Source organism: Inquilinus limosus, assembly GCF_051487185.1.
GTDB lineage: Bacteria > Pseudomonadota > Alphaproteobacteria > DSM-16000 > Inquilinaceae > Inquilinus > Inquilinus limosus_F.
The window spans coordinates 113,157-124,965 of sequence record NZ_JAHVDK010000013.1 but is presented as its reverse complement, the minus strand read 5'-3'; the positions used below and the strand labels follow the sequence as shown (position 1 = coordinate 124,965).

General features: G+C 71.5%; 13 protein-coding genes. 4 read left to right on the top strand and 9 right to left on the bottom strand.

From position 1 onward, the window contains the following. Window positions 1–170: 170 nt before the first annotated feature. The 7 genes from fabF to KXR53_RS16650 form a co-directional block, all read right to left on the bottom strand. On the bottom strand, window positions 171–1,439 hold the full coding sequence (gene fabF / locus KXR53_RS16680; protein ID WP_437376358.1) for a beta-ketoacyl-ACP synthase II: 1,269 nt from the start codon (window positions 1,437–1,439) through the stop codon (window positions 171–173). Window positions 1,440–1,451: 12 nt separating this feature from the next. Then, window positions 1,452–1,973, bottom strand: a complete 522-nt coding sequence (locus KXR53_RS16675; RefSeq protein WP_437376357.1) for a winged helix-turn-helix transcriptional regulator — start codon at window positions 1,971–1,973, stop codon at window positions 1,452–1,454. Window positions 1,974–2,045: 72 nt separating this feature from the next. Next, entirely contained in the window at window positions 2,046–3,047 is a 1,002-nt protein-coding gene (locus tag KXR53_RS16670) for an alpha/beta fold hydrolase (protein ID WP_437376356.1), read from the bottom strand. A gap of 88 nt (window positions 3,048–3,135) precedes the next feature. Continuing rightward, window positions 3,136–3,696, bottom strand: coding sequence for a DUF2889 domain-containing protein (locus tag KXR53_RS16665; RefSeq protein WP_437376355.1), 561 nt, complete (start codon window positions 3,694–3,696; stop codon window positions 3,136–3,138). 2 nt (window positions 3,697–3,698) lie between these two features. Next, a complete protein-coding gene (locus KXR53_RS16660) occupies window positions 3,699–4,988 on the bottom strand; it encodes an HlyC/CorC family transporter (RefSeq protein WP_437376354.1) in 1,290 nt (429 codons plus the stop codon). A 21-nt stretch (window positions 4,989–5,009) separates the two neighbouring features. After that, the gene (gene aroB, locus KXR53_RS16655) at window positions 5,010–6,116 is read right to left on the bottom strand and encodes a 3-dehydroquinate synthase (protein ID WP_437376353.1); all 1,107 of its coding nucleotides are present in this window, start codon (window positions 6,114–6,116) and stop codon (window positions 5,010–5,012) included. Between the two features lie 9 nt (window positions 6,117–6,125). Then, on the bottom strand, window positions 6,126–6,704 hold the full coding sequence (locus KXR53_RS16650; protein ID WP_437376352.1) for a shikimate kinase: 579 nt from the start codon (window positions 6,702–6,704) through the stop codon (window positions 6,126–6,128). A 151-nt stretch (window positions 6,705–6,855) separates the two neighbouring features. On the opposite strand from KXR53_RS16650, the gene KXR53_RS16645 reads away from it, so the two are divergent. Beyond that, entirely contained in the window at window positions 6,856–7,047 is a 192-nt protein-coding gene (locus tag KXR53_RS16645; RefSeq protein WP_437376351.1) for a hypothetical protein, read from the top strand. 3 nt (window positions 7,048–7,050) lie between these two features. After that, complete coding sequence (locus tag KXR53_RS16640; RefSeq protein ID WP_437376350.1) at window positions 7,051–8,055, top strand: site-specific tyrosine recombinase XerD; 1,005 nt, start codon at window positions 7,051–7,053, stop codon at window positions 8,053–8,055. Here the strand turns inward: KXR53_RS16640 and KXR53_RS16635 are convergent. Beyond that, a complete protein-coding gene (locus KXR53_RS16635; protein WP_437376349.1) occupies window positions 8,052–8,465 on the bottom strand; it encodes a GtrA family protein in 414 nt (137 codons plus the stop codon). The genes KXR53_RS16640 and KXR53_RS16635 overlap by 4 nt on opposite strands. A gap of 295 nt (window positions 8,466–8,760) precedes the next feature. On the opposite strand from KXR53_RS16635, the gene KXR53_RS16630 reads away from it, so the two are divergent. Together KXR53_RS16630 and KXR53_RS16625 are read left to right on the top strand one after the other, a co-directional pair. Next, window positions 8,761–9,315, top strand: coding sequence for a GNAT family N-acetyltransferase (locus KXR53_RS16630; RefSeq protein WP_437376348.1), 555 nt, complete (start codon window positions 8,761–8,763; stop codon window positions 9,313–9,315). A gap of 37 nt (window positions 9,316–9,352) precedes the next feature. Further along, complete coding sequence (locus KXR53_RS16625; protein WP_437376347.1) at window positions 9,353–10,306, top strand: acetyl-CoA carboxylase carboxyltransferase subunit alpha; 954 nt, start codon at window positions 9,353–9,355, stop codon at window positions 10,304–10,306. A gap of 10 nt (window positions 10,307–10,316) precedes the next feature. Here the strand turns inward: KXR53_RS16625 and KXR53_RS16620 are convergent, their stop codons facing one another. Next, window positions 10,317–11,783, bottom strand: coding sequence for an aromatic amino acid lyase (locus KXR53_RS16620; RefSeq protein WP_437376346.1), 1,467 nt, complete (start codon window positions 11,781–11,783; stop codon window positions 10,317–10,319). Window positions 11,784–11,809: the final 26 nt, after the last annotated feature.

The following is an 11,809-nucleotide window of genomic DNA, read 5'->3' as shown; positions in this document are numbered from 1 at the left end:
GCCTTCCGGTCATGTCGCATACCTCTCCCGCCGGACGCGGGAGAGGTCGGGCTCGCGTTAGCGAGACCGGGTGAGGGCTGGTCTCGGCCTCGACAAAATCCCCTCACCCGGAGCCGCTTCGCGTCTCCGACCTCTCCCGCAAGCGGGAAAGGCAATGGGTAGGCTCTGTGTTAGCCCTGCCACCGGCGGAACAGCACGCTGGCGTTGACGCCGCCGAAGCCGAAGCCATTCGACAGGGCGTGCTCGATCCGGCCGGGCCGGGCCTCGCGGGCCACCAGGTCGATGCCCTCGGCGTCCGGGTCCGGGTTCTCCAGATTCAGCGTCGGCGGCAGGACCTGGTCGCGCAGCGCCAGGATGGTGAAGATCGCCTCCAGCCCGCCGGCGGCGCCTAGCAGATGGCCGGTGGCGGATTTGGTCGCGCTCACCGCCACCGTCCCGCGGCTGCCGAACAGCGCCTTGAGCGCCGCCAGCTCGCTCTTGTCGCCGACCGGGGTGGAGGTGGCGTGCGCGTTCACATGCTGCACGTCGCCGGGGACGACGTCGCCCTGCGCCAGCGCGATCTCCATCGCCCGGCGCGAGCCCTCGCCGTCCTCCGGTCCGGAGGTCATGTGATAGGCGTCGGCGCTGGTGCCGTAGCCGAGCAGCTCGGCGATCGGCCTGGCGCCGCGGGCGATGGCATGATCCAGCGCCTCGATCAGCAAGAGGCCGGCGCCTTCGCCCATGACGAAGCCGTCGCGCGCCTGATCGAAGGGGCGGGAGGCACGCTCCGGCGTGTCGTTGAAGTCGGTCGACAGCGCCCGCGCGGCTGCGAAGCCGCCCAGGCTGACCCGGTCGATGCAGGCCTCGCTGCCGCCGCACAGTGCCACATCGGCCTCGCCGGCGCGGATCAGCCGGGCGGCGTCGCCGATCGCCTGCACCCCGGCGGCGCAGGCGGTGACCGGGGCGCCCAGCGGCCCCTTGAAGCCGTAGCGGATCGAGACCTGGCCGGCCGCCAGATTGACCAGGAAGGCCGGCACGGTGAAGGGCGACAGCCGGCGCACGCCCTTCTGGTCGACGGTGCGCACCGTCTCGACGATATAGGGGAAGCCGCCGACGCCGGAGGCGATGATCGTCGCCGTCCGCTCCTGCTCGCGCGGGGTGGTCGGGCGCCAGCCGGCCTGGGCAACCGCCTCGTCCGCCGCCGCCATGGCGAACTGGATGAAGCGGTCCATCTTGCGCTGGTCCTTGGGCGGCACCGCCGCGTCCGGGTCGAAGCCGGCCTCGGGATCCTCGGCGATGGACGGCACCACGCCGCCGACCTTGGCGGACAGGTCCGCCACCATCTCCTCCGGCAGGCGGCGCAGGCCGGACCGGCCGGCCAGCAGCCGGCGCCAGCTGGCCTCCACGCCGTTGGCCAGGGGCGAGACCGCCCCCATTCCGGTGACAACGATGCGGCGCATCTCAGGGTCTCCTCATACCGGAACAGAGTCCGCGTCGCGGCCGTTCCGATGCTGCAGCAGCCGGGCGACCCGGTCCCGGTGGGCGGGTCGGGCATCCGGGCCCAGGCGGAACTCGGCCGTCTCCGGGGTGATCGGGATTCCGCTGGGGCGGTCGACCAGGACCGGGTCCATCGGCACGCCGTCGGCGCGGCCGACCAGCTGCACCAGCACCTTGCCGCCGGTGGCGTGGCAGCCGCCCCAGGTGCCCAGCGCCGCCAGCACCGGGAACACGTCCCGGCCGGCCGCGGTCAGCCGGTATTCGTGGCGCAGCGGCCGCTGCGAATAGGCGCGGCGCTCCAGCAGGCCGGCCTCGGTCAGGCGCTTCAGCCGCCGCGTCAGCATGTTCGGGGCGATGCCCAGGCTCTGCTGGAACTCGTCGAAGCGGGTCAGGCCCAGAAAGGCGTCGCGCAGGATCAGAAGGCTCCACCACTCCCCCAGCGCATCGAGGGCGCGGGCGATCGGGCAATCCATGCCGGCGAAGCTGGTGCGCTGCATGCGCCAGTCACTACCGCAGTCACTTGCATGTTGCAAGCGACACGAGACGAAGCCGGTTTCCGCCTCGTCTCCTCAGGGAGGAGGCAGCCGCTCCAGCGCGCCCAGCAGCGCCCTGTTAAACTCCTCCGGCGACTGGATCTGGGGCGAATGGCCAAGGGTCGGGAAGCGGATCAACCTGGCCCCGGGGATGCGCTCGGCGGCGCGGCGGCCCAGCTCGGCATAGTTGCCCAGGCGCTGCGCCACCTCGGGTGGGACCAGCGCCTTGCCGATCGCGGTGGTGTCGCGTTCGCCGATCATCAGCACGGTCGGGGCGTGGATGTGCTCCAGCTCGTAGACCACCGGCTGGTTGAACACCATGTCCGAGGTCAGCGCCTGGTTCCAGGCGACCTGCCGGCCGCCCTCGCCCTGATACATGCCGGCCAGCATCCCGACCCAGCGGTCGTATTCCGGGCGCCACTCGCCGGCATAGTAGGTGGCTTGCTGATAGGCCTTGATGCTGTCGGCTGTGGTCTTCAGCTCGGCCTCGAACCACTGGTCGACGGTCTGCTCCGGCACGCCCGCGGCCTTCCAGTCCTCCAGCCCGATCGGGTTCACCAGCACCAGCCCGGACAGCGCGTCGGGGAAGGCGAGGGCGTAGCGCATCGCCAGCATGCCGCCCATGGAATGGCCCATGATGACCGGGTGCTGGATGCCCAGGCTGTCCAGCAGCGCCCTGGTGTTGGCGGCCAGCTGATGCAGCCCGAACTGGTAGGCCTGCGGCTTGCTGGACTTGCAGAAGCCGATCTGGTCCGGGGCGACGACGCGGTATCCGGCCTGCAGCAGCGGCCGCATCACCCCCTCCCAGGTGGCGCCGCAGAAGTTCTTGCCGTGCAGCAGCACCACGGTCCGGCCGTTCGGCTTGTCCGGCTGCACGTCCATATAGGCCATGGACAGATCTTGATTCTGCGAGCGGAAGTCGAAGCGCTGGACCGGGAAGGGATAGTCGAAATCCGCCAGCATCGGATCGGCCAGCGCGGCGGGGGCGGCCGCGAGGGCGCTGAGCAGGGCGGCAGCCAGGGCCAGGCGTCGGATCATCGTCTCTCCTCGGGACAGCCGGATCGGTCGTGCCGTGGTTAACGGCCGACAGACGCATTCGGCACCGGGCGCATCGTCGCGCCTGCGGTCAGCTCCGCTCCGGCCCGGTGTAGAAGGCCGGCCAGTGGCGGCGGGCGTGCTCGCCGTCGGCGGCGAAGACATGGCAGCTGTCCAGCAGCATCGGCCGTCTGGCCGGATCGGAGTCGGCCCGGCGCTCGCGCGACAGGATCGGGAACACGGTCTGGAACGCCGTGGTCGCCATGGGCCCCAGCAGCTCGACCAGGTGGGTGCAGCCCTTGGCGCCGCCCAGCCGCTCCTTCACCGCGCGGGTGAAGCCGGGGCCGATGCGCAGGCCCACCAGCGCCTGAAAGCTCGGCGTGATCTCGGGGCACAGGGCATACGGGCCGTGCTCGGTCACCGCCTCGACCGTGACGATCGAGAGGTCGTCGTCGACGGTCAGTCGGATCCGCATCTGATGCAGCGGCTCGCCGGGTGCGATAGTGCCGCGGAATTCGTTGCGGAACTCGTAATGCTTGACGTCGACGAGGTGGCCTTCGATATCCCATAGCCCGTCCGCGCGGCGATAGCCGTCGCAGGTGACGCGGCGGGTATGGATCGGCTCGCGCTCGGCGGGGGCGGAGAGGGGCATGGTCAACCCTCCTCGGGCTCGGGCTCCGCGGGCGGGGTCACGCGCAGCGCGGTGATCTGGTTGCGCTGCCGCCGCAGAATCTCGAAGCGGAAGCCGTGGAAGGTGAAGACCTGGCCGACCTCCGGAAGGTGTCGCGCCTCATGCAGCACCAGCCCGGCGATGGTCGAAGCCTCGTCATCCGGGAGCCGCCATTCGAAGCGGCGGTTCAGGTCGCGGATAGTGACCGTGCCGTCGATCAGGAAGCTGCCGTTCGGCTGCGGGCGGACGCCGGCGACCGGTAGGTCGTGCTCGTCGACGATGTCGCCGACGATCTCCTCCAGGATATCCTCCAGCGTCACCACGCCCTGCAAGTCGCCGTACTCGTCGACCACCAGGGCGAAATGCTCGCGCCGGGTGCGAAAGGCGTGCAGCTGGTCCAAGAGGCTGGTCGAATCCGGGATGAACCAGGGCTTGGTCGCGATCCGGCGGATGTCGAGGCGATCCGGGTCGCCGCCGGCCGCCTGCAGCGCCCGCAGCACGTCCTTGGCGTGCAGCACGCCCAGGATGTTCTCCAGGCCGCCCTGGCACAGCGGCATGCGGGTGTGCGGGCTGTTCAGCATCGCCGCCACCACCTGGCGCGGCGTCAGCTCGGCGTCGATCGCCTCGACGCTGCGGCGGTGGGTCATGATCTCCGCCACCGAGACGTCGCCGAGGTCGAGGATCGAGCGCAGCATCTGCCGTTCCTGCGCCACCTCGGCCTCGCTGCCGCGGTGCAGCTCGATGGCGCCGCGCAGCTCGTCGACATAGTCGGCCAGGCCGATCCGGCTGGGATCGGCGCCGAACAGCCGCAGCACCCCGCGCACCAGCCCGTTCACCAGCCGCACCACCGGGCTCAGCAGCCAGACGACGCCGCGCACCAGCGGGGCCAGCGACAGCGCCGCCCGATCGGCATGGTTGATGGCGTAGGTCTTCGGCAGCACCTCGGCGAAGACCAGGATCAGCGCGGTCATCACCAGCGTGGCCACGGGCACGGCCGAAGCGCCGAGCATCGTGGTCAGGAAGCTGGTGGCGATCGCCGAGGCCAGGATGTTGACCAGGGTGTTGCCCAGCAGCAGGGCGCCGATCAGCCGCTCCTTCTGCTCGCGCAGCCGGTTGACGATTCCGGCCCGCTTGAGCCCGTGCGTCTCCAGCTGGTGCATCCGCGCCCGGCTGGCCGCGGTCAGCGCCGTCTCCGATCCCGAGAAGAAGGCCGAGACCACCAGCAGCACGACGATCCCGGCGAGGTTGAGCAGGAGGACGAGATCGTCAGACATGGTGGTCGTCCGGTCGGGTGGTCAGGCGGCGACGGCGTCGGCCAGGACCGCGGCGACCGGTTCCGCCGGCACCTCACTGGTGACGAAGGCCTGGCCGAGGCCGCGCACCAGGATGAAGGTCATGCGGCCGTCCCGGACCTTCTTGTCGCGGGTCATGTGGTGCAGCAGGGCGTCGACCGACCAGGCGCGGTCGCGGGCCGGCCGGGTCGGCAGACCGACCGCCTCCAGGTGCCGGGCCAGCCGGTCGCGATCCGCCGCCGGGCACAGGCCGAGGCGCACCGACAGGTCGAAGGCCATGACCATGCCGATCGACACCGCCTCGCCGTGCAGCAGGGCGTCGCCATAGCCGGTCTCGGCCTCCAGCGCGTGGCCGAAGGTGTGGCCGAGGTTCAGCAGGGCGCGCTGTGCCGCCTCGCGCTCGTCCTGGCCGACGATCTCGGCCTTCATCTCGCAGCTGCGCTTCACCGCCCTGATCGTGGCTTCGCCGTCGCCGGCCAGCAGCTTCGGGCCGTTCTCCTCCAGCCAGGCGAAGAAGCCGGCGTCGCCCAGCGCGCCGTATTTCGTCACCTCGGCATAGCCGGCACGCAGCTCTCGCGGCGGCAGGGTGGACAGGAGTGCGGTGTCGGCCAGCACCAGCAGCGGCTGATGGAAGGCGCCGATCAGGTTCTTGCCGTGCTTGCTGTTGATCCCGGTCTTGCCGCCGACCGAGCTGTCGACCTGGGCCAGCAGCGTGGTCGGGATCTGCACGAAATCGAGCCCGCGCAGCGCCACCGCCGCGGCAAAGCCGGCCAGGTCGCCGACCACGCCGCCGCCGAGCGCGACCAGCAATGTCCGACGCTCGATGCCCAGCGCCAGGATCCGGTCCAGGAGGTCGGCCAGGACGGTCATCGACTTGGTCGCCTCGCCCGGCGGCACCGTCAGGGTTTCGGCCGTGATCCCGGACGCGGCGAGCGACGCCTCCAGCGCCGCGCCGTGCAGCGCCGCCACCCGGGCGTCGGCAACCACGATCACCCGCTTGCCCCGGCCCAGCGCCGCGATCCTCTCTCCGGCCTCGGCCAGGGCGCCCGGGCCGATGACGATGTCGTAGCTGCGCGGGCCCAGCCCGACGCGGATGGTTTCGCGTGTCATCTCAGGGGTTCAATCCGTTTGTCCCATGGCGGGCTGGGCCGCCTCCTCCGCGGCCAGCCGGGCGTCGACCGCGGCCAGGACCCGGTCCACCGTCTCCTCGACCGGCCCGTCGCGGCTCTCCACCGTCAGGTCGGCCAGGGCATAGACCGGGTAACGCCGCTCCATCAGCCCGGCCAGCACCGCCTTCGGGTCGCCCTGGCGCAGCAGCGGCCGGTTGCCGCGCTTGGCGGTGCGCGCCGCCAGCACCGGCAGCTCCGCCCTCAGCCACACCGACAGGCCGTGCTCGGCGATCAGCGCCCGGGTCTGCGGGTCCATGAAGGCGCCGCCGCCGGTCGACAGCACCTGCACCGGGTCGCGCATCAGCCGGGCGATCACCCGCCGCTCCAGATCGCGGAAGGCGGGCTCGCCGTAGCGCTCGAAGATGTCCGGGATGCTGCAGCCGGCCGCCGCCTCGATCTCGTGGTCGGCGTCGGTGAAGCCCAGCCCCAGCCGCGCGGCCACGCGCTTGCCCACCGCGGTCTTGCCGGCGCCCATCAGGCCGACGAGCACGAGGGTGCGAGGCAAGGGGCGGTGCAGCGTGGTGATCATCGATCCTCTTTCGAGCCCTGCTTGGGCGTGGCTGGCGGGGCGAGGCGGTTTGCCGCCGCCCTGCCGACCGCCTAAGATAGGGTTGCGCCGGGCCCGCCGCATCTGCTTTCTCCGGCGCGTCCATTCACATCCTAGGTCTCAGGGGTCCGTCTTGGCTCGTCGTCGTTCGAAGTCCCGCTTTTCGCAGAGTTCCGGTGGCGGTGGAGGTGGCGGCCTCGGCCGGGTGCTGGCGATCGCCCTGCTGCTGGTGATCGTCGGCGGCGGCGTCGCGCTCGCGGTGATCGACTTCCGGCCGCCGACCCAGACGGTTGAGAAGGTGATCCCGAACGACCGCTTTAAGTAACAAGTGACCGAGGCCGCAGCCCCGAAGCGCCGGCGCGGCCGCCCGCCCGCGCCGCGGCTGCTGCCGCCGCACTCGGTCGAGGCCTTCCTCGACATGCTGGTGGCGGAGCGCGGCGTCGCCGCGAACACACGCGAGGCCTATGGCCGCGACCTGCTCGACCTGAACCGCTTCCTCGAAGCCCGCGGCGGCGCCGTCGACCGCGCCGGCACCGAGGATCTGCGCGCCTATCTCGGCGACCTGGCGCGGCGCGAAGGGGCTAAGGGTGGCCGCACCGCCGCACGCACCGCGGCCCGTCGCCTGTCGGCGATGCGGCAATTCTACCGCTTCCTGGTGTCGGAGGGCCGGCGGCAGGATGATCCCTCCGCCGCGCTCGACTCCCCGGCGCTGGGCCGGCCGCTGCCGAAGCTGCTGTCGGAGGACGAGGTCGAGGCGCTGATCGGCGCCGTCTCCGCCCGCTTCGCCGACCCGGAACGGCAGGCCGAGGCGCTGCGCCTCCTGGCCCTGCTCGAGATCCTCTATGGCGGCGGCCTGCGGGTGTCCGAGCTGGTCGGGTTGCCGCTGTCAGCCCTGGTGCGGGACGGGCGGGCGCTGATCGTCCGCGGCAAGGGCGGCAAGGAGCGGCTGGTGCCGTTGTCGGAGCCGGCGCGCGACGCCATCGCCGCCTACCTGCCGCATCGCGGCGTCTTCTTCGTCAAGGGCCGCGACCGCGGCTTCCTGTTCCCCTCGCGCACCGCGCGCGGCGGCTGCCTGACCCGGCAGCGATTCGGCCAGCTGCTGAAGGATCTTGCGGTGGAGGCGGGGATCGAGCCCAGCCGCGTCAGCCCGCATGTGCTGCGCCATGCCTTCGCCACCCATCTGCTGTCGCACGGCGCCGATCTGCGCTCGGTCCAGACCATGCTGGGCCACGCCGACATCGCCACCACCCAGATCTACACCCATGTGCTGGGCGACCGGCTGCAGAGCCTGGTGACCTCGGCCCATCCGCTGGCGAAGGCCCGGCGGTCCTAGGTCGGGGCGTCCGGGTGGGCGAAGGTCCACAACCGATTCGCCAGGAAGCCCCAGCCCAGCACGATCAGCGTGGTTGCGGCCTGGGCCGGCAGATAGGGCGCGCCGAGCCGGCCGGTGAGCAGCGCCATCAGCAGGCCGGTCCAGGCGAAGCCGCCGGCGGCGACCAGGGCGAATCGCCAGGCCGCCTCGCCATGCGGCCGGTCGCCGCCGAAGGTCAGCCGTCGGTTGAGCGCGTAGGAGACGATGCCGCCGGCGAGATAGCCGGCCAGCGTCGCCGACAGCGGCGCTGCGGCGCCCGATTCGACCAGCCCGATCAGCACGGAATAGTGCATGGCGGTCGCCGCCAGCCCGACCGCCGCGTAGCGGGCGAACTGGCGGAGCGCGGGATTCGGAAGGGGCAGGGCCTGCATGCGGCCGGTGCTGGCACGACGGCCGGCCGGCGTCACATGTCTTCGCCGTAATCATGATGTTGCATTTGGATTGACAGCCGGGCCCGGTTGCGGTTTCGCTGTCACCGCTGATTCCTGAGTGGAACGGAACGACGTGACCTTCCTGCCCCCGACGCTGCGACGACGACGCCGTCGCCCCGCCTTCACCGGCGCGGCGGCCTGAGGCGTCCGGGGTGCCTGCGACACCATGATGCGGGCGGGACGGACGCCGGTCGGCGCGCGAACCGACGCTCTCCGTTCCAAGGATCATTCCCAAGTGTATCTCCTGAAGACCGAGCGGCCGCGGGACGCGGCCGAAGTCGACGCCCTGCTCGACCTTGCCTTCGGCCCGAACCGGCAGACCAAGATCTCCTACCGCTACCGCGACGGCATCGCGCCGGTGCGCAGCCTCTGTTTCGTGGTGCGCGAGGACGGCCGTCCCAGCGGTCGGATTCTGGGCTCGATCCGCTACTGGCCGATGCTGGTCGAGCCGGGCCGGTCGGTGCTGCTACTCGGGCCCCTGGCGGTGCAGCCGGAGTTGCGCGGCGCCGGGGTCGGGGCGGCGCTGATGCGCGGCAGCATGAAGCGGGCGGCCGATATGGGGCACCGGCTGGTGCTGCTGGTCGGCGACCTCGCCTACTACGCCCGCTTCGGCTTCCAGCCGGCCGCCCCGCTGGGCTTCGTCATGCCGGACGAGCAGCCGCACCGGCTGCTGGTGGCGGAGCTTCGGCTCGGCGCGCTCGAGGGCTGCCCGGGCGGCACTCTGCTGCGGGCCGATGCCGTACCCAGCCCTGCGCAGATTTCGGTCTCAATGCGCGCAGCCCTGTGTTAGACAGCCCCCCGATCCCGAGGGCCAGTCTCAACGCGGAATGAAGACCTTTCTCGAATTCGAAAAGCCGATTGCCGAGATCGAAGGCAAGATCGAGGAGCTTCGGCACATCACCGACGCCGGCGAGCTCAACATCGCCGACGAGGTCTCCCGGCTTCAGGCCAAGGTCGACAAGCTGCTGCGGGACACCTATCGCGGGCTGACGCCAGCGCAGAAGGTGCAGGTGGCGCGGCACCCGAATCGGCCGCATGCGCTGGATTACATCCAGGGCCTGATCACCGAGTTCCAGCCTTTGTCCGGCGACCGCGCCTTCGCCGAGGACCGCGCCATCGTCGGCGGGCTCGGCCGGTTCCAGGGCCGCTCGGTCGTCGTGATCGGGCAGGAGAAGGGCAACGACACCGAAAGCCGGATCCGGCACAATTTCGGCATGGCCAAGCCGGAAGGCTACCGCAAGGCGCAGCGCTTGCTCGACCTGGCCGACCGGTTCCATCTGCCGGTGATCACCTTCGTTGACACCGCCGGCGCCTATCCCGGCGTGGCGTCGGAGGAGCGCGGCGTGGCCGAGGCCATCGCCAAGTCGATCGAATCCTGCCTCAAGGCGCGGGTGCCGGTGGTCTCGGTGGTGATCGGCGAGGGCGGCTCGGGCGGCGCCATCGGCATCGCCGTGGCCGACCGGGTGCTGATGCTGGAGCATTCGATCTACTCGGTGATCTCGCCGGAGGGTTGCGCCTCGATCCTGTGGCGCAGCAGCGCGCAGAGCCAGGAGGCCGCGGCGGCCTTGAAGCTGACGGCGCAGGACCTGAAGCAACTCGGCGTCATCGACACCGTGGTCGAGGAACCGGTCGGCGGCGCCCACCGTTTCCCGCAGCAGGCGATCGGCGCCGTCGGCGACGCGATCGGCGCGGCGCTGGTGCCGCTGACTGAGCTCGACGGCAAGACCCTGCGCAGCAAGCGGCGCGAGAAGTTCCTGGCAATCGGGCAGAACCTGGGCTGAGCGGCCGGACCTACGGCTCTTCGGTCGAGAACACTCGCTGCGTGAGGCGCTCGGCCAGGCGCCCGAGCTCGGGGCCGAGCACGCGGTCCTCTTCCACCGGCGGCACCGTGCCGCGCACCTCGTCGACCAGGGACCGCAGCGGCGGCGGGGCCGCTCGGCTGGTAACGTGCAGCGCCTGGGACGCGATCACCGCCAGCATCGCCAGCGCGGCGTCGAGGCAGCGGCCGGCCCGCTCCTCCTTCGCCCAGGCCAGGAAAGCCGGGGCGGCGACGTCGTCCTGGCCGGCGCCCGCGGCCTCGGTGCCCGGCAGCAAGGTGCGCTGTGCTGCCGCCTTGGCCTGTTCAAGATAACCGGTCACCGCCATCGGCACATAGCCCAGGCTGCCATGGCCGTCGCTGTCGGCGGGGTCGCGGTCGACCATCAGCAGGTCGGGGAGATGCGACACCCGCCCGGCCAGCAGCTTCGAGCTGTGGCGGTCGCACAGAAGGCAGAGATCGGCCCAGATCGCCGCAAGGTCGTCCAGCGCCGGGGCCGCCATGGCGTTGTGATAGCCGCCGGTGCTGAGGCAGCGGCCGTTCGGATAGGCCGGCCCCGCCTCGTCGGGCGGGATGTAGATCGGGTTGTCGGTGACTGCGGCCAGGGACACCGTGGCCGCCTGCTCCGCCGCCGCCAGGGCGCGGTGCGCCTGGCCCAGGAGGCGCGGCACGATGCGGTAGCTGATCGGGGCCTGGTAGCTGCGCCGCCCGTCGCCGGCACCGTCGAGAAGGGCGCGCAGGTTGCGCAGCGCCGCGGCTTCGTGGGCGTCGCCCCATAGCGGCTCCAGCGCCGGGTCATAATGCTCCAGCGGCGCCCGGAAGGCCTCGATCGACAGGGCGAAGACGGTCTCTGCCAGCCGGATGCGGTTGCGCGCCGCCAGGGCCGAATCGGCCAGCAGCGCCGCGGCGCCGGGCGAGCCGTTGATCAGCGACCCGCGCTCCTTGACCTCGAGGTCGAAGCGGGTGCTGAGCTCGGCGAACAGCGGATAGAGGGCCAGGATCTCGCCGGCGCCGCCTTGGCCAGAAGCGGGCACCAGAGGCAGCGGTCCGCCGTCCAGCATGGCGGCGACGGCAAGGGCAATCCGCGGCGTGGTGGCGGCGTGACCTTCCAGGAAATTCGCCAGCCGGGCCAGCACGATGCCGCGCGCCACCCGCTCCGGCAGCGGGTTGCCGAAGGCGGTGGCGGCGGCGAAGGCCTTGATCCGGGCGTGACGCTCGCGCTCTTCGGGCTGCAGGCGGCGGTCGGCCAGCTCGCCCATCGCCGTGGTCACGCCGTAGATGACGAGGTCCGGGTCGGTGTCGATCAACCGCAGGAAGGCGGCCCGGCATTCGGCGATCCGCCGCAGCGCCGTCTCGGCGATGCGCACACCCTCGCCCCGCCAGGCGACGCGGTGCACCGCGTCGAGGGTGATGTCGGCTCTTCTGCTCAGGACCACCGTCATGGCCGCCCGCTCCCGCTCCGCTTGCG

Excerpts from the sequence above, each read along its gene's own strand:
- fabF (WP_437376358.1), bottom strand. The coding sequence starts at position 1,439 with ATGCGCCGCATCGTTGTCACCGGAATGGGGGCGGTCTCGCCCCTGGCC.
- KXR53_RS16675 (WP_437376357.1), bottom strand. The coding sequence starts at position 1,973 with ATGCAGCGCACCAGCTTCGCCGGCATGGATTGCCCGATCGCCCGCGCC.
- KXR53_RS16670 (WP_437376356.1), bottom strand. The coding sequence starts at position 3,047 with ATGATCCGACGCCTGGCCCTGGCTGCCGCCCTGCTCAGCGCCCTCGCG.
- KXR53_RS16665 (WP_437376355.1), bottom strand. The coding sequence starts at position 3,696 with ATGCCCCTCTCCGCCCCCGCCGAGCGCGAGCCGATCCATACCCGCCGC.
- KXR53_RS16660 (WP_437376354.1), bottom strand. The coding sequence starts at position 4,988 with ATGTCTGACGATCTCGTCCTCCTGCTCAACCTCGCCGGGATCGTCGTG.
- aroB (WP_437376353.1), bottom strand. The coding sequence starts at position 6,116 with ATGACACGCGAAACCATCCGCGTCGGGCTGGGCCCGCGCAGCTACGAC.
- KXR53_RS16650 (WP_437376352.1), bottom strand. The coding sequence starts at position 6,704 with ATGATCACCACGCTGCACCGCCCCTTGCCTCGCACCCTCGTGCTCGTC.
- KXR53_RS16635 (WP_437376349.1), bottom strand. The coding sequence starts at position 8,465 with ATGCAGGCCCTGCCCCTTCCGAATCCCGCGCTCCGCCAGTTCGCCCGC.
- KXR53_RS16625 (WP_437376347.1), top strand. The coding sequence starts at position 9,353 with ATGAAGACCTTTCTCGAATTCGAAAAGCCGATTGCCGAGATCGAAGGC.
- KXR53_RS16620 (WP_437376346.1), bottom strand. The coding sequence starts at position 11,783 with ATGACGGTGGTCCTGAGCAGAAGAGCCGACATCACCCTCGACGCGGTG.